At 35.8% G+C, this 24344-nt stretch carries 21 protein-coding genes; 8 read left to right on the top strand and 13 right to left on the bottom strand.

From position 1 onward, the window contains the following. The first annotated feature begins 2 nt into the window (after positions 1–2). The 5 genes from GQN54_RS00305 to mce all read left to right on the top strand — a co-directional run bounded on the left by GQN54_RS00305 (position 3) and on the right by mce (position 9547). Complete coding sequence (locus GQN54_RS00305; RefSeq protein WP_160630811.1) at positions 3–935, top strand: PorP/SprF family type IX secretion system membrane protein; 933 nt, start codon at positions 3–5, stop codon at positions 933–935. An 18-nt stretch (positions 936–953) separates the two neighbouring features. Next, positions 954–4343, top strand: a complete 3390-nt coding sequence (locus GQN54_RS00300) for an OmpA family protein (protein ID WP_160630809.1) — start codon at positions 954–956, stop codon at positions 4341–4343. Continuing rightward, on the top strand, positions 4340–8140 hold the full coding sequence (locus tag GQN54_RS00295; RefSeq protein WP_160630807.1) for an adenylate/guanylate cyclase domain-containing protein: 3801 nt from the start codon (positions 4340–4342) through the stop codon (positions 8138–8140). Before GQN54_RS00300 ends, GQN54_RS00295 begins: the two co-directional genes overlap by 4 nt. Before the next feature lie 146 nt (positions 8141–8286). After that, the gene (locus GQN54_RS00290) at positions 8287–9081 is read left to right on the top strand and encodes a hypothetical protein (RefSeq protein WP_160630805.1); all 795 of its coding nucleotides are present in this window, start codon (positions 8287–8289) and stop codon (positions 9079–9081) included. A 64-nt stretch (positions 9082–9145) separates the two neighbouring features. Further along, complete coding sequence (gene mce / locus GQN54_RS00285) at positions 9146–9547, top strand: methylmalonyl-CoA epimerase (RefSeq protein WP_160630803.1); 402 nt, start codon at positions 9146–9148, stop codon at positions 9545–9547. Here the strand turns inward: mce and GQN54_RS00280 are convergent. From GQN54_RS00280 to GQN54_RS00270, 3 genes are read right to left on the bottom strand one after another with little or no spacing between them, the layout of a single operon-like run. Next, a complete protein-coding gene (locus GQN54_RS00280) occupies positions 9544–10152 on the bottom strand; it encodes a class II aldolase/adducin family protein (RefSeq protein ID WP_160630801.1) in 609 nt (202 codons plus the stop codon). The two genes, mce and GQN54_RS00280, sit on opposite strands and share 4 nt — an antisense overlap. A 3-nt stretch (positions 10153–10155) precedes the next feature. Continuing rightward, entirely contained in the window at positions 10156–11262 is a 1107-nt protein-coding gene (gene mtnA / locus GQN54_RS00275) for an S-methyl-5-thioribose-1-phosphate isomerase (RefSeq protein ID WP_160630799.1), read from the bottom strand. Next, the gene (locus GQN54_RS00270) at positions 11259–11888 is read right to left on the bottom strand and encodes an HAD family hydrolase (RefSeq protein WP_160630797.1); all 630 of its coding nucleotides are present in this window, start codon (positions 11886–11888) and stop codon (positions 11259–11261) included. The genes mtnA and GQN54_RS00270 overlap by 4 nt, the downstream gene beginning before the upstream one ends. Positions 11889–12372: 484 nt before the next feature. Between GQN54_RS00270 and GQN54_RS00265 the strand changes: the two genes are divergently transcribed. Both GQN54_RS00265 and GQN54_RS00260 read left to right on the top strand, forming a co-directional pair. After that, the gene (locus GQN54_RS00265) at positions 12373–12600 is read left to right on the top strand and encodes a hypothetical protein (protein WP_160630795.1); all 228 of its coding nucleotides are present in this window, start codon (positions 12373–12375) and stop codon (positions 12598–12600) included. Next, a complete protein-coding gene (locus GQN54_RS00260; RefSeq protein WP_160630793.1) occupies positions 12597–12962 on the top strand; it encodes a hypothetical protein in 366 nt (121 codons plus the stop codon). Before GQN54_RS00265 ends, GQN54_RS00260 begins: the two co-directional genes overlap by 4 nt. Positions 12963–13167: 205 nt before the next feature. Here GQN54_RS00260 and GQN54_RS00255 read toward each other — a convergent pair whose 3' ends face one another. From GQN54_RS00255 to GQN54_RS00210, 10 genes are all read right to left on the bottom strand, one after another. Then, on the bottom strand, positions 13168–13908 hold the full coding sequence (locus tag GQN54_RS00255; RefSeq protein WP_160630791.1) for a DUF6602 domain-containing protein: 741 nt from the start codon (positions 13906–13908) through the stop codon (positions 13168–13170). A 2-nt stretch (positions 13909–13910) separates the two neighbouring features. After that, positions 13911–14666 (bottom strand): nucleotidyltransferase family protein, encoded by a 756-nt coding sequence (locus GQN54_RS00250; RefSeq protein WP_160630789.1) that lies wholly within the window; start codon positions 14664–14666, stop codon positions 13911–13913. 364 nt (positions 14667–15030) lie between these two features. Beyond that, positions 15031–15270: a hypothetical protein gene (locus GQN54_RS00245; protein WP_160630788.1), complete on the bottom strand. Its 240-nt coding sequence runs from the start codon at positions 15268–15270 to the stop codon at positions 15031–15033. Between the two features lie 311 nt (positions 15271–15581). Further along, positions 15582–16454, bottom strand: coding sequence for a competence protein CoiA family protein (locus GQN54_RS00240; RefSeq protein ID WP_160630786.1), 873 nt, complete (start codon positions 16452–16454; stop codon positions 15582–15584). A 148-nt stretch (positions 16455–16602) separates the two neighbouring features. Then, complete coding sequence (locus GQN54_RS00235; protein WP_160630784.1) at positions 16603–17388, bottom strand: hypothetical protein; 786 nt, start codon at positions 17386–17388, stop codon at positions 16603–16605. A 104-nt stretch (positions 17389–17492) separates the two neighbouring features. Then, positions 17493–19316 (bottom strand): M2 family metallopeptidase, encoded by a 1824-nt coding sequence (locus GQN54_RS00230; protein WP_160630782.1) that lies wholly within the window; start codon positions 19314–19316, stop codon positions 17493–17495. A gap of 62 nt (positions 19317–19378) precedes the next feature. Beyond that, positions 19379–20986 (bottom strand): Ig-like domain-containing protein, encoded by a 1608-nt coding sequence (locus tag GQN54_RS00225; protein WP_160630780.1) that lies wholly within the window; start codon positions 20984–20986, stop codon positions 19379–19381. After that, the gene (locus GQN54_RS00220; RefSeq protein WP_160630778.1) at positions 20987–21469 is read right to left on the bottom strand and encodes a GAF domain-containing protein; all 483 of its coding nucleotides are present in this window, start codon (positions 21467–21469) and stop codon (positions 20987–20989) included. It abuts the gene before it with no gap. Positions 21470–21556: 87 nt separating this feature from the next. Next, positions 21557–22570, bottom strand: a complete 1014-nt coding sequence (locus GQN54_RS00215) for an endonuclease/exonuclease/phosphatase family protein (RefSeq protein WP_160630776.1) — start codon at positions 22568–22570, stop codon at positions 21557–21559. Between the two features lie 88 nt (positions 22571–22658). After that, positions 22659–23348 (bottom strand): ComF family protein, encoded by a 690-nt coding sequence (locus GQN54_RS00210; RefSeq protein ID WP_160630774.1) that lies wholly within the window; start codon positions 23346–23348, stop codon positions 22659–22661. A gap of 68 nt (positions 23349–23416) precedes the next feature. On the opposite strand from GQN54_RS00210, the gene GQN54_RS00205 reads away from it, so the two are divergent. Beyond that, the gene (locus tag GQN54_RS00205) at positions 23417–24343 is read left to right on the top strand and encodes a hypothetical protein (protein ID WP_160630772.1); all 927 of its coding nucleotides are present in this window, start codon (positions 23417–23419) and stop codon (positions 24341–24343) included. The last annotated feature ends 1 nt before the right edge of the window (position 24344 follow it).

Below are 24344 nucleotides of genomic sequence, written 5' to 3'. Positions count from 1 at the left end.
AGATGAAAAAGTATTTGAAGATTCTCGGTATATTTTCGACATTGCTATGGATGGCTCCTGCTCTAGCTCAGCAAGATCCACAATACAATATGTATATGTTTAACCCTTTGTCTGTGAACCCTGCATATGCAGGAAGCAGAGATGCTTTGAGTGTTGCGCTAATTCATCGCTCTCAATGGGTAGGGTTTAAAGGGGCCCCAACTACGCAAAATCTAGCTATACATGCACCTTTTAGGGGTAAAAATATGGGGGTGGGATTTCAGGTAATGAATGATAATATTGGCCCCAAGAATACACTCGCAATTTCTGGAGATTATGCCTATAAGATTAAACTTTTCAGCGGTAAGTTAGGATTTGGAATTAGGGCTAGTTTGTACAACTATAAATTTGATTGGAGTAAAATAAACTATAAAGACACTAGAGAAGCTTCCTATAACTTAGGGCGCGAAAGTTATTTTATGCCTTCATTTGATTTTGGAATGTACTATAGTGATAAGAAAAACTATATCGGAATTGAAGCCTCTCACCTTTCAGAGGATAGAATAGGAATCACTGATGAAAACATCAATAAAACCAATACAATTGAACAGAATGCTCATCTGACATTAACTGCAGGTCGTGCTTTTGTCATTCAAAAGGACCTTGTATTTAAACCTTCCATATTGGCCAGAGGAATGGTAAATTCCCCTTTGTTACTAGATATTAATGCAAGTATTTTCTTTAAGCAAACCTTGTGGCTGGGTTTATCATACAGAAAACGGTATGGAATGGCTGCACTTATTGAGTACTATCTAACAAAAGAGTTGAGGGTAGGTTATTCCTATGATTACCCATTCAATACTTTGAAAACTGGAAATGGCGGTTCTCATGAGATTTTTGTGGGGTTTGATTTTGATATTTTTAAGTCTAAATTAATTTCACCTCGTTACTTTTAATATCCTGAATATAGTTTAATGACCGATATTTTTCAACATATATTTCTAACTCAACAATTTCGTCTTCATGTTATTAAGAAGTTGTTGGTGTTTTGTTTCCTTTTTTATTCTTCTATATTTTTGTTTGCTCAGAAAGATAAAGGTGATCGGCTTTTCGATAAATTTCAATTTCCAAAAGCCATAGTAGCTTATGAGAAGGCTTTATTGAAGGATAGTTCCAACAATCGTATATTATACAAGCTAGCTGAGAGTTACAAAAAGATTGATGATTATCATAATTCAGCTAAAGTGTTTTCAAAGATTAGTTCTTTTGAAAATATACCTAGTCAAGCACACTTGTCATATGGTCAGGTGCTTTTAGCCAATAAAGAACTGTTGAAAGCGCAAGCTCAGTTTAAAGAATTCGCCAATAAAAACCCGGAGAGTTTTATAGCAAAACTAGCTGTGAGGTCTATTGAAGATGTTGAGGTATGGAGGCAAGCATTTCAGGCCTTCATTATTGATACCGTAAGTGGATTAAATACCAATTTTGCGGAATTTTCTCCAGTAGGATATAACAATTCAATCGTATTTGTTTCTGATCGAGGAATTGACCACCAAAATGATGTGACTTTTGATTGGACGGAAAGGCCTTTTTTGTCCATTTATCAGGCTGATATGTCTGCTGATAAAAAACATTTTTCTCAAGTTAAAGAATTCTCTTCAGCAATTAATACGCTTTATCACGATGGGCCTATATCATTCGACTCTGCACAAACTACCGCATTTTACACAAGAGTCGAAAACAAAGAAAAGGGACGAAAGTTTGTCAATCGAATGAAAGTATATTACTCCACTTGGGATGGGAAAAAATGGGGAGATGAAAAGGAATTTCCATTTAATTCCGATGATTACTCTATTGGTCATGCGTATTTCTCACACGATAGAAGTCGGCTTTATTTTAGTTCTGACATGCCTGGAGGTTTTGGAGGAATGGATTTGTATTACGTTAATAAGGCAGGCGACGATTGGAGTAAACCAATCAATTTGGGACGATTGATTAATACTGCGGCGAATGAGTTGTTTCCCTATTGTAAAGGGAATAAATTGTATTTTGCTTCCAATGGACTTAGTGGTTATGGTGGTTTAGATTTGTTTGAATCTATTATTACAACGCTAGATCATACTGAGCCGAATAATTTAAAAGGACCCATTAATTCTACAACTGATGACTTTGGAATAAGCTTTATCTCAGATAACGAAGGGTTCTTTTCTTCCAATAGAGAAGGTGGAAAAGGGAGTGACGATGTTTATTATTTTCAACTTAGAGATTCTACTTCTGTTGATTCTATTGCGATTGCTGGATTATTTGAATTTGATGGATTGCCTACTGAAGGTGTAAAGCTTAATTTGTTGGATGAAAACGGAGACGTGATTGAAGTAGTTTATACGGATAAGAATGGTCGATTTAAATTCAGTAAACTGCCAGTTGATGAAAATTATATCGTTACTATAGATGCCAAGGATGAGGAGTCTTATCCTAATGCTAAAATTTTCATAACGGACGACTCGGGTGAAAAAATGCTTTTAGTAGATCGATTGGCAGATGGTTCTTTTAAGTTCAACACTCTTAAGTTGGATGAAATCAAGCAAATGGCCTTGCTGAAGGCTGAAGACGTCACCTTAAATGAATTCATGATTTTTGGACAGTTATTCGATAAGTTACCTGGAGATTTTTCTGAAGGAATGATGGTGTATTTATATGATGATGCTGGAAATATTGTTGATTCTACCTTCGCTGATGAAAATGGAAGGTTGTCATTTAGAAACTTACCCTTCGACAAAGACTATTTGGTAATGCTAAAAGAATCTAATCCAGGAATTGACTTTGCACTAATCAACAATTATGAACGAATTGTTGACCTTCCTTCCAAAGACAATGACAATAAATTTGCCATAGATAAATCACGAACGGTTAACTATCATTATCTAAAATCTCATAAATCCGACCATACAGCTATTATTGGGCTGGCTGAGAAAGATGGTGTTCCAATTAGTAATCTTCTTATTTATATGCTTTCAGTATCTGGTGACACTTTGAGAACCACCTACACTAATCATAAAGGGGAGTTTGAATTTAATCAGTTAGAACTGAATGAAAATTACTTGGTAAGAATAGATGGAGAGGAGGATAATATCCGACTTTTTGCACTTAATATGGACAGTGAAAAATTGTATCTATTAAATCGACTTAAAAATGGAGATTATACCTTTCAAGCTCTTCCGTTTGATGAATATAATGTACAACCTATACTTTTAGAGGATAAGGCAATTAGCTTTTTTGGACAAGTTTACAAAAAGCTTCCTGGGGATTATTCAAAAGGAATTGAAGTCTTAATTCTTGATGATGAGGGAAATATAGTAGGTAAAACGTATACTGACTCTACTGGCTTATTTAAATTTACAAAGCTAGATCCAGATAAGCGATATACGTTCCTAATTCCAGAGGCCATTGACGATGACTTATCCATTTCATTGCAGAATGAAACCAATGAATTTTTAAGTAATACAATTAAAACTGGTGCCGGAAAATTTGAATACACGAAACTAACTTCCGAGGTTGCAATATTGGAAGAAATTCAAGAGGAGGACGTGACGGACATTATGCCAATAGACCGGTTTGCATTGTTTGGACAGGTATACAGAAAATTACCCAACGATTACAATCAGATTGTTAAAGTATACTTACTCGATGAGAATGGCAACATCATCGATGTAGTTCTTTCCGATAAATATGGTCGATTTAAATTTGAAACCTTAGATCCAGATGCAAACTATTCATTCAAAGTCGGTGATGAAACGCTTGACCTTAACATGGTGCTTTATGATATAAATGATGAGGTAATAGCAAGCGCGGCCAAATTGGGAAGAGGAAACTTCAAGTATACAAAGCTTGATCTAGATCAGGCAATAATACCTGTTGAAAAACTGGAGGATAGCGATATTTTCCTTGCGTTCAAAAATGAGGTGGATACGCTGCGTTCACTTCCTATAGATACCACTTATTTTGATTTTTTAAATCAATATGTTGTATATTATGACTTTGATAGCTACAAAATTGACTCTTCAGAAGTACATAAACTCAATGACTTAATAGCTAAATTGTTGATACAGGATGAGATAGAATTGGAGGTAATTTCATATGCTGATCCCATGGGACCTGAAAAATACAATGAGAAATTATCAAAAAAAAGGACAAATTCAGTGATTGATTATTTAACAGATGCAGGAATTAAAAAGAGTAGGCTAAAAGGAGTGGCCAAAGGAGAAGTTAATTTGTTGCTAATTCAAGATATATTGAATGTGCCTTTAACAAAAGAAGAAAATAGAATCAATCGACGAACAGAATTTAAAATATACTTTAAATGATGTACAATTTGAAAGAGAAACATTGGTACAGCAAGTTGCTATTATTGATTTTATCAATTGTGGTTGGCATTTCTTCTGAAGGGACTACTATTAAATTTCAAAGTCTTACAACCTCCGATGGACTTTCCCAAAGTACGGTAAAAACGATACTACAAGATCAAAGTGGTTTCATGTGGTTTGGCACTCAAAACGGTCTTAACCGTTATGATGGGTATGAATTTACCAATTACATCAATAATCTGAATGACTCAAACTCTATTGAGGGTAATAACATCAATCAAATTATTCAAGCGGCCGATGGGTTAATATGGATTGCCACAGACAAAGGGGTTTCCTCCTATTCACCCCATACCTTAAAATTTAAGAATTACTCCGTTTTAAAAGATAAACTGCTAAGTGTTCAAAGTCTACTCGAGTTGGACTCAGCGCATTTGTTAGTTATTGCGAATAATAAATTATTTAAACTAAATATTTCTACTTCTACGTTTTCATTGTTTTGGGAGTCAGTCAACTACCAAATAAATGGAGTAGAACTTTTTAATTCGACCATTTATTTGGCTACAGATAAAGGCGTTTTGAGGTCTAAATCTGTGCAAGAAGCCAACTTTACTAGTGTTTCAGGGATTCCCGAAAATCAAAAAGTTATTGGTTTTAAGCAATATCAACAAGTACTTTACTCTTACACTTCAACAGGTATCTATAATCTAAATGAAAAATTAATCTTTGCATTGTACCGTGATTTTAGTGAAGAGTTTAAGGCTTCCAATGCTGAAATATCTGTAGTTCATGTAGATCGCAAAGCATCAATGTGGATTGGAACACCAAACTCGGGGTTGTTTCGATATAATTTAAAGACTTCAAAGTTAGATCGATCTACTCACTCTTCCAATATGTCTACTTCGATTAGTTCCAATACTGTTTTAAGTTTAACTACTGATAAAACAGGTATTTTGTGGGTTGGAACACGGTTTGGGATTAATAAATTCGATAGTGAGAGACAAAATTTCAACCATTATCAAATCATAGCCGGTAACGATCAGATAGACAATAGTAAAGTCTGGACAATTTACTCCAAAGAGTTGCCAATTGTATGGATTGGTGGTGATAATGGATTATCTAAATACAATATTCTCACCAATGAAATTGCTACCTATCAGCCGAATATTAATAAAGGAGCTGGCATCTTTTCGATCGCACCAACCAAAAATGGTTTTTGGGTAGGAACAGAGGACGGATTCAAGAGATTCGATACAATTAAGAAAACATTTGAAGATTATTATCACCCAAAGAATAAAAGTAGAACATATGCCATTAAGGTGATGGATAATGGTGAAGTTTATATAGGTAATAGGCAAGGTCTGTTAAGAATAAACACTTCAGGTAAAATTGATCACTTTTTTGACCAGTCAGATGGTATTAAAGATCGGGTAAAAGCCAATGTAGTTCGTTCCATTACCACTAAGGAAGGAGACACTTTATGGTTAGGTACAGAGGAAGGAGTTGTTAGTTTTCATACATTACGAATCAACCCATTTCGCTATCGAATTGCTAAACCACAAATAAAAGATGATTTCATTACCTCCTTATGGATGGAAAAGGAGGAGCTTTGGATTGGTAATACCTCTGCAGGAATGTACGGGTATAATCTTATTACTAGAAAGATCAGGAATGTTTCAGAGAATGAAGGCTTGTCCAATAATGCCATTAATTCCATTATTGGTGATGATAATGACAACCTGTGGATTAGTACTAATAAGGGACTTAGCCGATATAATATTAAATCTGGTTTAATTACCAATTTTAGTGAAACCGATGGGTTACAAAACAACGAATTTAATTCTGGAGCGGGATTTAAGTCGGCTAATTCTGAGTTGTTTTTTGGTGGAATAGATGGATTTAATGTTTTTACTCCCAACCAAATAGCAATCAATAGGAACCCACCAGAGATGGTAATAACAGGGTTTAACCTATTCAATCAAAAGGTGCCAATTACTGAAGATGGTATTCTTCAGCAGAGTATCTCAGAAACGAAACACATTGATTTAGATTATGACCAAAAAGTAATAGCCTTTGAATTCGCTTCCTTGCATTATTCCAATCCAAAAAAGAATCAACATGCCTATATGTTAGAAGGATTTGATGACGATTGGGTGTATATAGATAACTCAAGGGTCGCTACCTATACCAATCTAAATGCTAAGACCTATACCTTTAAAGTTAAAGGAAGTAATAGTGATGACATCTGGAGCGAGCCAGTAAAAATAACCTTGACCATTCATCCCCCAATTTGGGCCACTTGGTGGTTTAGAACATTGGTAATATTGTCTGTTTTGAGTTTAATATTTTTCTATTATCGAAGTCGATTAAAGCGTGTAAAGCAGCAGAAAAAAATTCTGGAAGCTCAAGTTAAACATCGAACCATTGAAATCATTAAGCAAAAAGAAGAGGTTGAGGTACAAAAAAGATTAGTAGAAGAAGAAAAGGAAAAAACCGAGAAATTACTGCTGAACGTTTTACCAAAAGAAACGGCTGAAGAACTCAAAAATAGGGGACGAGCCAAAGCCCGGAACTACAAGCGAGCAACGGTAATGTTTACTGATTTTGCAGGGTTTACCCAAATAGCGGAGAATTATAAGCCGCAAGATTTAGTGGCTAAATTAGATAGCTTTTTTATCAAATTTGATGAGATCACCGCTGAGTTTGACGTAGAAAAAATTAAGACTGTTGGAGATGCCTACCTATGTGCAGGAGGACTTCCAATTCGAAATAAAAGTAACCCTATAGATACCGTTTTAGCCGCATTGAATATTAGAAAGTGCATGCGGGAAGAAGCCGCAAAGATGGAGGCGAAAGGTGAGGAGCCTTGGGAGTTAAGAATTGGTATTCACACAGGAGATTTAATCGCCGGAGTTGTAGGTATCAAGCGTTTTGCTTATGATATTTGGGGGGATACGGTAAATATTGCTAGCCGACTAGAAACTGCTTGCGAAGTCGGTATGATCAACATATCTGGAACGACATACGAAGCTGTTGCAGAGTTTTTTGAATGTGAGTACAGAGGCAAAATTCCGGCAAAAAATAAAGGCGAAATTGACATGTATTATGTGCATGGAGTGAAACCAGAGCTATCTGAAAATGAAGATGGAATAACTCCAAATGAAGCATTTGAGCATTATGTGAACCTTAAGCTTTACAGTAATATAAATTATAGAAATGCAGAAAAATACATTATTAAACGATTAGGGGATGAGTTGCCTGAAGGACTCTATTATCATGGAATACATCATACCAAAGATGTATGTGAAAGTGTTGAAAGATTGGCTATTTGGGAAGGAGTTAGAGGAGAAGAATTATACTTGCTAAAAACTGCTGCTTTGTTTCATGATGCAGGTTTCATTGAATCGTATGAGAGTAACGAACCGATTGGAGCACAGATGGCAAAAGAAATGCTGCCGAGCTTTGGATACACGGAAGAACAAATAGAATTAGTGATTACACTGATAGAGGCCACCAAGGTTCCACATAACCCCCAATCTCATTTGGAAGAATTGATGTGTGATGCAGATTTGGATTATTTGGGAAGAAATGATTTTTACCCAAAAGCGGAAACGTTGAAACAAGAGTTGATGAAATTTGGGAAGCTCAAGTCAGCGGAGGATTGGGATCATTTGCAAGTGAAATTTTTGACTATGCACAAGTACTTTACAAAATCGGCCAAGAGCAGAAGAGATCCTGAAAAACAAAAAAGAATTATTGAGTTAAAGGAAGTATTGAAAAAATATGAGAAGAATGGTTGATTCGTCGAGAATTAATATTTAGTTAGCGAAATGTTGAATTTTTACTAAATTAGTAGTCCGATATTTATCCAGAATTATTTTGATATTGGACGGAAACACTTTATTATTGTAGTTGAGAATACCATCCTCATTAGAAACGGTTAATTATGAAGAAAAGTCTTGTTATTAGTGTCTTATGCTTGTTGTTTGCGGTAACTGCTAACGCAGGGATTCTTATTTTAGAAGGTCACTACCAAGGAAAAAACTTGTTTGTCAAAAACTCTTTTGGAGGTTCTGGTGTTGGTTTCTGTGTTTTTGAAGTGACAGTGAATGGAGAATTATCTACAGATGAAATCAATTCAAGTGCATTTGAAATCGATTTCAATAATTTTAAATTAAAACTGGGAGACCCTATTATTGTTAACATTAAACACAAAGATGATTGTGATGTTCAGGTATTAAATCCTGATGTGTTGAAACCAAAATCTACTTTTAATACCAGTCAAATTTCATTTGATAAAAACGGAGTTTTAAATTGGACAACTAATAACGAAACCGGTGAAATGGACTACATCGTAGAACAATTCAGATGGAACAAGTGGGTAAAAGTTGGTGAAGTAAAAGGAAAAGGTGTGCCTGGAGCTCACAAATACTCGTTTAAAGTGACTCCTCACTCTGGAGCAAACAAGGCTAGAGTAAAACAAGTGGATTACACTGGAAAACCTCGATATTCTCCAGCTGCTGAGTTTACTTCTTCTGTTCCAGAAATTTCTTTAGAAGGGAAGACTAAGTTTAAAGATGAAATTGCTTTTTCAAACGGTGAGACTTTGTATGAAATTTACGACAAGTACGGAAATATAGTAAAGCGAGGTTTTGGTTCTAAAGCCAATATTTCTACTTTAGAAAAAGGGATTTATTACTTGAGTTACGATAATAAAACTGAAACAATTACAATTAGATAATTGATTGGAAAATATAAATTAGGGCCTTCTTCATTTTTTGAAGAGGGCTTTTTTATGAAATGCAATGAGAAAGATTGAACACATTGGGATAGCCGTAAAAAGCATTGAAGAATCAGCGAAGGTATATGAAACGCTACTGAATACTGATATCTATAAAACAGAGGCAGTGGAAAGTGAAGGTGTAAAAACGGCTTTCATGCGTATTGGTCAAAGTAAGATAGAGCTCTTGGAAGCAACATCTCCTGATAGTCCAATTGCTAAGTTTATTGAGAAAAGAGGCGAAGGAACACACCACATCGCTTTTGATGTAGATGATATTGAAGCTGAAATAGAGCGCCTTACGAATGAAGGTTTTCAGTTGATTCATCAAACTCCCAAAAATGGAGCAGACAATAAACTAATAGCTTTCTTACACCCTAAATCTACAGGTGGTTTGTTAGTTGAATTGTGCCAAGAGAAACCTTAATCCAACTGATTATAATAGTCCATTAAAACGGCCTCAGCTTCTTCTAGAGTGGCTCCGAAAGTAATAATGCCCTCGTCATGGCCAGCCATTGCCATAATGCGCTCAGTGGCTAAATTTTCTTCGTCAAATAACCGTTTGATCTCCATGCCCATTTCTGGTGTGCCATAAGGTACATCAGCTTTTGAAGTCGGTACTCTATCTAATAATTGTTTCCACAGTTCCATGTGGTGAACATGTATCACAGCTTTTATGGATTCATCAAATTCATAAATAGCAGCATGGGTCATTGATTCCGAAGAAGCTTTTAGTGGTCCTCGGCACCAAACAGAGTTAGCAGCTAAATCATAATTGGTAACTGTAGTAAAATGCTTTTCAGCAATGGGATAAATATCACCTGTTTGAGTTCCTGAAATCACAAACTCATTGCCTTTCTCAAATTTCTGACTGATGTTTCCAAAGCCGATGCCTAAGTCTGGATAATTCCCAATCAAATTCAACTCATGCATTTTGTCTCTCCAATGCATTAAGTTGCTGATATCGAATTTAAAATCATTCGGTTGTTGCTCCCAAAAGAGCTCAAATTTTATATAACCTTCGTCAATCATAGCTTATCTTTTTTGCTCAGGAAATTGATTGGTTAACCCTTCTTCACTGGCTTCACAAATTCCTCTTTCAGTAATTAATCCAGTTACTAAACGAGCGGGAGTGACATCAAAGCCATAGTTGGCTGCTGGTGTAGTTTTCGGGCAGATTAACACCGATTCCATTCCGTTTTTTCCTTTTCCATACACATATTTTACCTCGTCTTCCGAACGCATTTCAATTGGAATCTCCTTTACTCCATCGTTGATTTCCCAATCGATGGTAGAGGAAGGAAGTGCCACATAAAACGGAACATGGTTGTCATTAGCTGCCAATGCTTTCAGATAGGTTCCAATCTTATTTGCTACATCACCACTTCTTGTCGTTCTGTCTGTTCCTACGATCACCATGTCCACCATGTGGTGTTGCATCAAATGTCCACCTGTATTGTCAGTGATTAATGTATGCGGAACACCTTGCTCGTTCAACTCAAAAGAGGTCAGGTTAGCGCCTTGGCTTCGTGGTCGTGTTTCGTCCACCCAAACGTGTACTTTTATTCCTTTTTGATGCGCCTGATAAATCGGTGAAGTCGCTGTTCCCCAATCAATACAAGCCAACCAACCTGCATTGCAATGCGTCAAAATATTGATCGTTTCTCCTGGTTTGCTCGCTGCAATTTCTTCTATAATTTGTAAACCATGCTCACCAATCATTCGGCAAGTTTCCACATCATCTTCCACGATTTTATTGGCACCTTTGAACAAAGCCGCTATCATCTCTGATTGATCGGTTAATCCATCTATATTTTTAAACTGCTCATTCAACGCCCACGCTAAGTTGATTGCTGTTGGTCGAGTTTCGTTGAGGTAGTCTTTACGTTCATTTAAATAGGCGAGAACGTCATCACCTTTGTATTCTACTGCAGCCAAATAAATACCGTAAGCTGCCATGGCTCCAATAAGTGGCGCACCTCTAACGATCATGTCTTTAATGGCAACTCCAGCTTCTGCTGAGGTAGTGATGTCAACGATTTTTACTTCATGTGGAAACAGCCGTTGATCAAAAGTTTGTATCAATTGACTGTTGTTCTTATCTACCCAAATGGTTCGTTTATGTTCGCCTTTAATTATCATGCGTTGAAGATTTTTTCTAATGTTAAATCACCAGTTAGGTGGATGGTTTGAATTCCTAATTTATTCGCCGTAGCGATGTGCTCAGCACTATCATCTATAAATACCGTTTCCGAAGGAATCAATTGATGTTCGTTCAAAATTAATTCAAAAATTGCTGGATTGGGTTTTCGAATCCCTAATTTATAAGATAAATAAACCTGGTGAAAAAGTGGGGCTAATCCATCCACATTGAATTCTTCTTTAATGTATTGATTGATCACATCAATGTGAATCTCATTGGTGTTGCTGCACAAATAGGAGTTCTTAAGCTGCTTCTGTTCTTGTAGTATTTTAATTCGCTTTGGAGGAATGTCCAACAGCATTTTGTTCCATATGACTTCTATTTCCTGAAGACTGATTTGTCCATCCAATGCGTGGTATATCGCAGCTAAAAACTGAGTAGAATTGACTTTTTCGATTTCATAGTCCTCAAAAATTCCTGTTGCGACTAGTTCCTTGTAAGTTGTTTCAAAATCTCCTTTGTAGGCCGATTTAAAAGCATTGACAACCGCTTCTGGAGTAATGTTGATAATCACAGCTCCGAGGTCAAAAATGATGTTTTTTGCTTCTTTTATTAATGGATTCATTCTCTTTTTTTCAATGCGCTAAATTAGGAAATGATACCGATAGTTAGAAAATGGCTTCTGACTACAGTTGTGCAGTTTTGCAAACTGAGATTTACACTTTTTGATAATAATGCAATATTGACATGACATAATTTGAATTTTTTGCAAGATATATTTAACAAGACCTTGAATTTATTCTCTTATGGAGGAGGTTAGAAAGCTAATATTGAATAGTGGTTGGCCAAAAGTTGTTTTGAATTAATGTTTCAATCTGTTTTTATCAGTATTTTGGATTGGTGTAAAGGTTTAAAATGTCAAAAGTGTAATCTTGATATTTCAAAATGTGCCTATTTTTCAATTTGGACATGACAAAATGAGGTATATTTGCTACATTGAAATGGCACAATTGCTAGTTTCTCCTAAATTCTCTCCACCATGGAAACTGTTTTAAATTGGTCGGTACGGAAATGTGGTTGTTTGGAATGATGTATTAGAATAGATAGAAATGGAGGAAAAGGGAAACGACATCAAACAGCAAGAAGTAAAATCTACCAATACTGGTCCCTCAGAGTGGTTTGATCAATGGAGAACTCGTTCTAGAATAGAGCCTGGAGATTCCTTGAAAACGATTCTAGGGAAATTGACTATCCGAATATTGGGAATAATTCTCTTGATAATTTTAAGTCCTGCGTTGTTGATCATCTTCCTGTTTGCAATGGCTTTTACATTATGATAAAGCGATTGTTGCATTTCAGTTTTTGGATTCCTGCTGCTTTATTTGTTGTACACCAAATCTTGCAAAAAGGAGTTGCGATCAATCTCTCTTTCATTGATGATTATTTGGACCCCTTTTGTTTGGGTGCTTTAGTTCCTCCACTGTTGTTAATAGAACGGGAGTGGCTGTTTAAGCAAACCCACTTTGCCAAAATAGAATTTGTCATTCTTCTCCTTGTTTTGATGCTTGCTTCAGAGTGGCTGTTGCCATTTCTCTCCTCCGAATTTGTTGCTGATCCTTTTGATGCTTTAGCAATATTTATTGGAGGGTGCTGGTTTTGGTGGTTTCGGGGGAAGGTTGGTATTATACCTAAGGGTTGAACCTGACCGCCGCTAGGAGGAAACCACTGGGGAACATATTATGATTTATAGAACATCCGGGGGGAACGGTCTCGGGTATGAAACGTAGGGCATTTCAAAGCACTTAATTGTCCACCCGAAACTGAGTTTATTAAGTGCCGAAAACTTGCGGAAACCACTGTCCGCCCTATGTTTTATACCCATTGTTGGGCGTATGTGCTTTTTGTTAAATACTATCCAAAGCTCGTCCATATGCGTTTATGTCAAGTGCAGGTACTGTTCCTAATTCTTGAAGTTTAGACAGTAGCTTTAAAAAGAAATATATCAATGATTCATCATCCGAACTAGTCTCGAAAGAATAAGTATCGCTCTCATATTTTATTAAAAAAGAGCCTTTTTCTAAACAGCAACCCATATCAATTCTTGAGATTTTATCCGTTTCAGAAATTGCTTTTTGAAAAGGCTCGCCAAATACGTCTTGCCAAGTTGTGGTCAGGGTTAAAATGCCGCCTAATATTTGAAATGGTTTTTTAGGATTATCAATTCTACCCGAAGCGAGAACAATTGGAGCAGAAGTTCTATTTAAAAGCCTTACACTTTTAATCTTGTCGGAAGCATATTCAAAATTGGCTTTGTCCAAGTCTTGTTTAATTTCGAATACTGCGTAAACACTTTCTGCTGGAATGAAAATAGCACCGTCTTGATTAAATACAAATGGAGAGTATTGTTGGTCATATATAACTAAGTCCATTTGCTCACTGAAACGTCCATTACTATCTACAATGAAGGCTTGATCAACTTGATATCTATTAGGAAGGTATTTTTTTAGCCAATCTATCCAATTAAGTTCTGTTGCGCCACCTTTAGTAGGTGAATGAAATATTATTTTCCTGTCTGTAGAAAGCTTTTGAATCATCTGATTCTGAAGGTTGTAAAAGATTTCTTTTAATGTGGGTGTCTTTGTCATAATTACCAAATTATTTGTCCCCAATACTGTTCATCGAGACTTGATTTAGCCGCTTTCTTAATGTTTTCTTGCTGATATTTAAATATCATATCTGATATTACATTATTAGTGTTGGCTGGGTCTGTAAATTTTGTGCCTACAAAAGAATCTCTCAGGTACTCAAGGACAGAAATAAAGTTCTTTTCTAGTTGACCTTTGGTTTTGTATTTCAAGGCTTGTATTACTACCAATTCTATATATATCGAAGGAAATTTGAGATTGTGACAGTCCTTCCAAGTCTTCGTTAACATTATTTCATCTTGGCGACCTGAGTTAGTTACATTTTGAATATGTAAGTCAATATTGGTCTGTGTCCAACTATTTTTTTTACTCAAATAAAGACTATGATAATTTTTATATCCCGAATGAATTTTTCCTGGCACTAAATCTATATCCAATCCATTTGTCTTGATTCCTATCGAAACATTTTGTTGTCGTGTATTGTATCCTGCATTACTAAAATGAGAATCAAGCAAAGTGTATATTTCTGATAGAGAGTTAGAAGTGTCTGATTTTAAGGAAATGAACAAATCACAGTCAGCCTTTCCTTTTAATGCTGTTTTCTTAACACAAGAACCTGACAGTTTTATATCGGAAAGCTGTTTTCCTGCCCAACTTCGAATTTCATTTTTTACATTCGTAAGTCTAGTGTCATAGAATGACAAATTTGGAGCCTTGTGCTTTTCAATTACATTTTTTAAGTATTGTTCACCTGTCATTTTTTAGTTTTTGCATTACGCCCAACAAGCAGATATGACTCACTCTGTGCGTCATATCCATATTTTAAATTTAGCCTAAATTAATTAAATCTATTGGATTTTTAATTTTATGATTATGATTTACAGTAATATGGGTGTGAGTCCAATTCCAGTGGATTGACATCAAGCTAAAATAAAGATTATTTCTATTGTTTATTCTCAAAACGGACTAAAAGGCCTCTCTTCTTTCACGCCTATTTTCACGGACTGCAAGTCCGCGCGAACTAATAATTTAATTAGTTTTTAGGATAACTATTAGATTTATTTCGATTTAACCAATATTCAAGAATTCCTACAAATTGAATATCTGCAGTTTTGGTCCAAATTATTGTCCGTTTAGCCACTCGAGATTTCTTTTATTCATTGCCTCTTGAGAAATTGTTCTTCCATGAATAATATCATCATTACTCATTTCAAGCATCGCTTTTTGTGAGTCAGAAAGTTCAGTTTGATTAACTGAAAAAGAGGCAGAAATTATTTTATCAAGTGCATTTAAAAATTCCTTGTTCTGAATATTTAGAATCTTATCGATTAAACCATTTTTTATTTGGTCAACAGTTGCCATAATTTCATTTTAAGTAAAGTTAATTATTTCGAAACAAATTTAGTTATCATATAGGAAGTTCTTTATTCTGTTCGCGCGGACTTGCAGTCCGTGATGTAACTTAACTTACAACACACAAATTACAAAACTATCTGTACTTGATTGACATCAAGCTGAAATAAAGATTTTTCTATGGTTTATTCTCTAATCGAACTAAAAGGCCTCTCTTCCTTCACGCTTATTTTCACGGACTGCAAGTCCGCGCGAACGGATGTTTCAAAAGAAAGCTAAAATGTCGTAACCTACTGATGCCTAATTAATTTTATACTATGTTACCTTCCGTTTTTATTTTTCCATTCTCCATCATCATAAGTAAATATCTTACGTTTTGGGATTGTATAACTTCTGTATGGAGCATTAAACTCTTTGCAAAAAGAGATTTTCAATTTGTCAAAGGGTATGTTATTAGTGACTTTACTTACTGTCTTTATCGTTTTTGAAGTTTTACCTTCATAATAATGATCCATTCCATCTTTTCTAAAATCTACGCTTTCACTCTTATATTCAGAGAACTCTACAACCGTAAATCCATCACTATGTTGATGTTCTAAGTCCCAAAAAATTAGCTTTTTATAATTAGCCCAATAGAGCCAAATTTCCATTTCTTTTAGTTTAACTTTCTCCCGTTTCCACATTCTATTGTTATCCTCATCAGAATAATGAGAACCTAAATATTTTGGTTCAAATATTCTGTCATAGTCATATGGCAAAATCCACATTACAGCAATACCATTCTTGTAGTATTTATCAGTCCGTCTTTTTATTTCTGAAGCAGTTAAAATTGAAGCTTGTACTTCAATTGCTATCTTATTTTTTGAGGTCTCAATGTATAAGTCAGAGCGGATTGAGTTATTACAAATCCATTTTTCAACCTCAATATGTTTTAATTTGTTGCCCCATCCATTAGTTATGTAAGCTAAAATGTCATATTTGGTTTTAAAATGCCATTGAGTTTCTTTTGTCTGATTTGGACAATGTGAAGCACCTTGTTTATGCTTAAAATGGCCTATTCTAACTTGACTTTCTGACTTATGATGAATAGTTTCTTTTTTACAATATTCGCAAGAGTATTTGGCACTTTTATCTTTTATAATTTCAGCACCTAAAACCTTTTTATTATCACTATATCTAATAGAAGTTAGCATTTTTATTTAATGGAAGGTAACGTATCGCAGCTAAGAGACGTGGGGTTTTTCGAAGTAATTTCCTGTCCGCCCGTGACAAATACAGCCACGAAGAACGAACTTAGCGGAAACTACTGACCGCCCCATGTTTTCTTAGGTGCTGTTGGCATTAGTTTTTTCTTTTAAATTTTAAATACGGTTCTCCTAATTCTCTTACAAGACAATAATCATATTCTTCATCTTTCTCTAAACAGTTCAGTTTGGAAATAATAAATGTACTATCCGTCAAGCTGTAACCAAATGTTTCTTCAGGTCGTTTGTCAACATAACTCAGGTATATCATGTCTACTTGCATTCCTGCGTCAAAATAGTCTTCATTAAATGAATAGCTAATAATTGAGTCAAGTCCTGTTATTTCTCCGTTTGGTTTGAATTTTACTACATTTCCATTAAGCAGCAAATCATTTGGTAAAATGTGTTCATTAACAATTTTCGAATAGTCACGATTCTTATAGTCAGTTGAGAACTGAGTTAATCTATACGAGGCTTTCTCGTCTTTAATTATTATCTCTCCTTTTCTTGAGAAGACAATAGAGTAAATGGTGTCTTTTGATAGCTCACCAATTACAATTGCTTTGGACTCAGAAACCATTTTAACATAGTCAGCTCCTCCACCTTCATGAAAATTCCATGTATTAGAAAGTATAATATTTCCATCTTCAGAATAAAGTCCTGCCGTGCTCATTATGGCTTTTTCTTGAGCTTTCTTTGTCGAACCGTGATTTTCCAATTCTTTTAGATACTCGGAACTTATATACGCTCCTAAAAAGTCAGCTGGAAACTCGAACTGCTTAGTTGTCTTAATTTCATCTGAATTGCTCTTCTCATTCGTTGTGTTCTGATTAGTGCAACTGAATAAAAGGAATGTCGAAATTATGGTTAATAGTCTTTTCATTTTAATTAATGCCAACAAGTGGATATGACGCACAAAGTGCGTCATATTCATGTTTTATATTAAATACTGTAATTCAATTATTTTTGCAATCCCCATTCCCCCAATCAAATACTCTCCGGCAATGTATGCGTTCTGCCTTCGTTCACTTTTTTCAAATGATCCATCAAAGGAGCAAAGTAGTTCAACATCGCTTTAGCCGACATGTCTTCTCCTAAATTATCTTTTAGGTGGGTTCTCCAATCAACTGTAGCGCCCGGATGCATCAACTTTTTCAAGAAAGCGCCCACTTCTTTGTTTCCATAATAGTTAGTCGCATGTGGGTCTTGCTTTAAGATTTTAGTGGCGATGTGCTCATGAAATTGGAACAACAAAATGTTACTCATGGAGTAATCGTAGTATTGTGCCGCATCGTTATTGATGTGTGTTTTAGAAGCGGCATCACAGTATTCTTCTCCTCTTTCTGTTGGAGGCACAATTCCTTGATACTTCTTTTTCAGTTCCCACCACTTTTGATTGTACTGATCTTTCGGTAAATTCTTGGCATATAAATCGTGCTCAAATTCGGTCATTACACCGGCCCCCCAAGGAATCAAAACCACAAAATCTAAGGCTTCAGCCATCAACGCTTGAGTGGCGTCCGTTTCTACATCGGCACTCATTAATCCTCTGTCTACCAAAAATGGTTTCTGCATCGCTGCCAAGCCAATCAAACTTCCCATTGCTTCATGGTATGCTCTGTTGGCGCCTTCTCTCAAAACCATCGGAACTTCAGGATTCGAATACTCCATGTAGTAGTAAATGTGACCTAATTCGTGTAAAACGGTTCCCCACCATCTAGTATTTGGCTCTACACTCATCAACGAACGAACATCCTTATCCAAGTCTAAATGCCAAGCTGAAGCATGAGAATTCTTTTTGTAATCAGCATCTTTAGGCGCAGGATACAAACTCGATTTTTCGTAAAAACTAGGAGGCAAGGCATCAAAACCTAAGCTTTTGTAAAACTCTTCTCCTTGCTGCATAATCCATTCTGCACCTTTAGGTTCAAGCGTTTTATCCAAATCAGCGCCTTCTATTTCTATCAAACCACTCCATTCTTGTCCCCATCGGTTGGGTAGCCAGTGCGCAGGAAGCATTTCAGGAACTTCTTGTTTGTATTTTTGGGCCAATGTATATCGTGCCCAAGTGTGTAATTCACGGTAAAGTGGCCACATTTCCGCCACCATGTCCTTGCACACATCCATCAGTTCTTGCTTGGTCATTCCGTAAGCCGACACTTGATAATCGAAGTAATCTTCATATCCCAATGCTTGCACGGTTTGATTTCTCAACTGCTGCAAATTGTTCAATCCATCTTTCAGGTTTTTACCTACTTCTTTGCTGGCTTCCCAAGCTTGTTGTCTGTCTTTTAAATTATTCGAATTCGCTAGAATGCCGTCTATTTCATTTCCACTTACTGGTTTGCCATTCAACAACGTTTCGAATCCAAACAACAATTCCGTTTGCTTGGTTTCTGCTTTAATGCGTTGCTGTACCAAATCTCCGGCTATCGCAGGATTGCTTCCAGCATTGTATAAAATGGTTTCCAATTGTTTCACTTGTAGTGGAGAAAGGGCCTCCTTCTCCGCCAAGAAATACTGGCAAGCTTTGATGTTTGACTCGGAGCCAGTAAATGCTGCATACATGCTATCCGCTTGCTCTGCCAACTTTGCAGTTATGGTATCACCTTCTACAATGTGGGTGTTCAGCGTCCATGCCGCTTCTGCTGATTGGTAATAAAGTTCTTGGTATTTCTGATTGTATTCCGACAGGAAAGAGTCCGCTTGCGCAATGATCTTTTCGTTTGGATTGGTTTCTACTGGTTGTGTGGAGTTACAAGCAAATAGTGCTGCAGCTATTACTGCTGTTGAAATAATTTTGATTCGCATAGTTGTACAGTTGATTGAGTTGACCAAATATACAGCTAACAATTCGGAATTAAAACAAGGGGTTAGCGTTTAATCTTCCAAGCAATTTTCTTGTCCCAGTTGGATCGAATGATGATTTCTCCTTCATAAAGGGCCGTTTTTTCAGGTAACTGTTTTAAGATGAAATTTCCAGTATCCCACTTTCCGTTTCGGTTTTTATCGAAGATAACTTTTAAGGAATAGTTGCCGGCATCCAAGTATCTGAATTGAACGGACGACCCATTGGTGATTCGTTTTTCGTTGATAATTTTCTTTTGCGCATTAATCAATTGAAGAATCATCGGAACATCTAAATTGGCGCTGTCCATTGAATTGATGGTTACTGATAAATTACCGTAATCTTTCAATTCAGTAGTGGTAAAATTGGAACTCAATGTATCTGTAGTTCTGGCATAAACGTCTACAAATGCTTTCGGCAATATATTGATTTGATAAGTTGTGGCCTCTTTTAAATCAGCCTTGATGAGCGCAGTTTTTGCCAATGAGTCTGTTAGTTCAACTTCAAATGGGACAGGAACAGAGTCTTTCATCAATGAAACTAGCAGTGGATCCCAAACTTTAATAGGTGTGGGAAACATTAATCGCAACGACTTACTGATGTTAAAACTACCCGATGGTACAGAAGTAGTTGGTTTCAAAATAGAGTCTAGCTCTTTTTTGGTATTTATTTTCAATTCTATGGTGTCGGGAGCCGCAGTGTCTGCTTTAATTTCTGCTTTAAACGAAGTGCTGTCAGGAATAAGGAATAGATAGGAAACCGTGTCGCCTTCTTTGGATTGTTCTTTAATGAACCATTGGTTTTGGAAGGTTGCATCTAGCGGTTGCAGGTCAACTTGTTGTGTTGGTCTATTGTAGATCAGTGTCAATTTTCCCTTACTGTAGCTGTTTTTTACTAAAAATTGACGCGTTTTATCTTCTAAAAAACTAAATAGTTTTAATCCTGAAGTATCTCTATTTAATTTTAACGATTCCTCTTGAAAGGCAATGGTTTCATTGGCTTGATCAAACTTACTGTTTCTGTTTTTATCTTCTAGCGCAAATAAACGATACGTGCCTTCTTTGAGGTTTTGAAACTTATATTCACCACTTTTATTGGTACGAGTAATGTATCTTGGTAATTCTTTATAAGGAACGGAATCTCCCAGGTTTTCATAAAGCATCACTAGGAACTTTTCTTTGGGTTCAATAGTGAAGGCATCTAATACTATTCCACTTGCAGATAGAGAGTCGATTACTGCTCCTGTAGAAAAAGCGTAGGTATAGTTTTCTAAAATATTTCCTTCGTTATTGTCCTTAATGGAACTTCCGAAGCTAAAAGTGTAAGTTGTATTTTCACTCAGTGTGTCGGAAATTTTAATGGATAAGCTTTTTCCTTTAATGGTGATGTCTGGTTTCTTGTTTAGAGGTGGAGAAATGTTTAATTCTTCACTAATAGTCCCCAATTGAATGTATTCATCGAAGGTGATAACAATTTCTTTAGCGTTGAAATTAGTGCTTCCGTTCTCAGGTTTGGCATTGGTAACCTTTGGTGGCAGAATGTCTTTTTCGCCACCTGTTGGGGACACCACTTGAGCACATGCCGTTAAAAGGATTGCTATAAAAAAAGTGTATAAAATCGATTGATTTTTCAATTAAATGACCTCCTCGATTAGTTTGATAATTTCTTCCAAGTAGTGTTGATCGACATGATCAAAGTCTGCCAATTGATTACTGTCAATATCCAGCACTAATGCTACTTCACTATTTTTAAAAGCCGGTAAAACTATTTCTGATTTAGACAGAGAACTACAAGCAATGTGACCTGGAAATTCATCCACATTTTCAACAACTATTGTTTGTCCTTTTTCCCAAGTAGCACCGCAAACTCCCTGACCTTTTTTAATACGAGTGCAGGCCACTGGTCCTTGGAATGGCCCCAATACTAATGTATCACCTTTAACGAAATATACCCCTACCCAGAAGAATTGAAATGCTTCTTTTAAAACTGCGATGATGTTCGAAATATTTGCAATGTGATCGCTTTCACCAGAAATTAGTCCTTTGATTTGAGGAATAATTGCTTGATACATTTCTGCTCTGCTTAAATTGTAATCGAGTTTTAAATCTTCGCTCATTGTGGGTGTTTAAATCGAAAGGACAAAAGTAAACATTATGGGTTGCATATAGATTTCAGAATGTAGAAGAAGTTTTGTGATTGTAAACTAATGATTGTTTTTCCCATTTTCAATTTTCTCTGCAGCATCTTTCTTTTCCTCTTTGCTTGCACTTAGTTGATCTGATTGGTCTTTGGTAGAAGCGAGGTGTAATTGCACTAAAATAGGAAAGTGATCCGAGCCAATGTCATTCAGGCGCTTCATAGCTTGAAGCCTAAATTGAGTCGAACAAAAAATATGATCCAATGGCCAACGAAACAAAGGCTTTTGGGCGTGAAAAGTACTATAAAATCCTCTTCCTCTTCTTGGGTCGAGCAATCCACTTATTTTTTGGAACAAATTGGTGGTGTAGCTCCAAGCTACATCGTTCAAATCGCCTGCTACAATGACTGGTAAATTTTCTTTCTTAGCTTCTTTCCCTATGAGTAGAATTTCAGCATCTCGATCTGTTGAATATAAATTTTGTGTAGGAACTGGCGGTACTGGGTGCAACGCAAAAAGTTTGATCAAATCACCATTTTTAAGTTGTACGTTGGTAGTTATGGATGGAATTTCTTCATCAATTAAATAGCGTACTTCGGTATCAGATAAAATCAACTTTGAAAATAACAACATTCCGTATGTGTTCTCTTTGTCACGTAAAACTTGTTCTGGAAATTGTTTAGCAAAATTTTCAAGACATTGATTTTTCCACCATTGATCCGTTTCTACCAAAAGAACAATATCTGGGTTCTCTGCTAAAATTTGATCATTTAATTGATGAAACTCTCGATTTTTTTGATAAACATTGGCTACTAAAAGTCTGATGGAAGGGGTTGCTGATTGATTTGCTGATTTTATTTGCTTTTTAGCGATGGGTAAATATGGAAATACTTGATAAATCAGATAGATTAAGTTCAGAATGAAAGTTGCATAAATAATATAGTCTATTGTCTTAAATTGTAGAATGAAGAAGCTATAAAAAAGAAGAAATAGGATATTGAGTACTAATTTCTGAGCACGCGCAAATTCAAAGATTCGAAACGTCCAAAAGTCATGACGAATGAGAGGTATAACTGTCATTACAATAAGTAAGAGGACAACAACTCTAAGTGCTATAATGAAGTATTCAGCCAATGGGAAAATGCTAATGTTTCTGAATCAAATGTAATTATATTCCCACTGCTATAGTAGCAATTGAAAGTTTTGTTCCAGACAGATTAAGAATTTCTTTACCACAGGCTTCTAGGGTAGAACCGGTAGTTAAAACATCATCAACTAATAAAATGTGTTTATTCATTATCGATTCCTTTTCTATCACCTTAAAAGTAGAGTCCACATTTTCCCAACGTTCAAATCTATTTTTGTTGGTTTGACTTTCAGTGTGTATTCTTTTCTCCACAGAAGTAGGAGTTGTGGGAATTTTTAACCGCTCTGACAATCCTTGAGCGATAAAGTCACTTTGATTATACCCTCTCAATAATTTTTTTTTAGAATGTATGGGTACCGGAATAATTAAGTCAATGTGTTTGAATTCAGAGTGGTTAAGTAAATGGGAGCCATATAAGTCACCCAATACAATTCCTAATTCTTTTTTGCCATTGTATTTTAATTCGTGCATTAAATTCTGCACTTTTCCTTTTTTCTGAAAGTAAAGCATAGAGAAGGCTTGCTCTAACTTTAAGCGTCCCCAAAATATTCGCTCCACGGCGTTATCTTTCTCTAAATGAGTGTTGGTATAAGGTAGACTAGAGATGCATGGCAGACAAATATGATTTTCTTTTTTAAGCAAAGCTCTGCCGCAAGCGCAGCAGTGTTTGGGGAAAAATAGCATATTTATTCCTCTTTTTAGTATATCCAATTTGGTTAAGTTTTTGTAGGTTTCAAAATAAAATTACATTTGAGTTCTCAATTCAATAATTAGTCCTGATGGCAGAAGATATAACACCTAATAGTAATAATAACAACAAGATAAATAATTTTCTGATAGTTCTAGTAATTTTACTAGCCGTATTTTGTGGGGTCTTGTTATGGCAATATTTTGACCTAAGAAGTCAAAATTCCAACAAAGGGTCAGAAATAGAAGTCCTGAATGATGAACGAACTGAACTGCAATCAGAACTAGAAGAAATGTTGGAAGATTTTGAAGATATGGAAACGGATAACGATTCCATGCGCGCTGAATTAACCAACAGAAGAAATGAAATTGAGGATTTGCTAGCAAAAGTTAAAGACAAAGACTTTGCAATTTACAAGTTGAGAAAAGAGACCAAAACCTTAAGAACTATTATGAGAGGTTATGTGGTGACTATTGATTCTTTGAATACGTTGAATGTAGGTTTACGTCAGGAAAACTCTGCAGTAAAAGAGCGTTTAACTTCTGAGAAAAGAACCAATCAATCTTTGCAAGAAAAAAATGAAGGATTGAGCAGTAAAGTGGCTTTGGCTTCAAGGTTACAAGCAAGAAATATTAGTGCCTACGGAGTTCGTGTAAAACGGGACATGACAGGGAAAGATACGGATCGAGCGAATAGAACAGATAAAATTAGAGTGTGCTTTGACATTGACGAAAATAAGATTACTCCAGCAGGTAAGAAATCATTATACATTCGAATAATCGCTCCTGATGGTCAGATTTTATCCGAAGGATTAGGTGATGATTACCGATTTGAATTTGAAGGTCAAAAGGGTGTCTTCTCAGATAAATTGACAATTGATTATAATAACTCAGCTTCAAATGCTTGTTTGGATTTTTCAAGAGCTAGTGAAGAGGTTGAATTTTTAGCAGGAGAATATTTTATTACCATTTATGCGGAAGATTACGAAATAGGAACAGCTGAGCTGGAGTTAAAATAAT

This window comes from Acidiluteibacter ferrifornacis (assembly GCF_009909615.1).
Lineage (GTDB): Bacteria > Bacteroidota > Bacteroidia > Flavobacteriales_E > Vicingaceae > Acidiluteibacter > Acidiluteibacter ferrifornacis.
The sequence above is the reverse complement of the archived record's forward strand: the minus strand, read 5'-3'. Positions and strand labels throughout refer to the sequence as shown.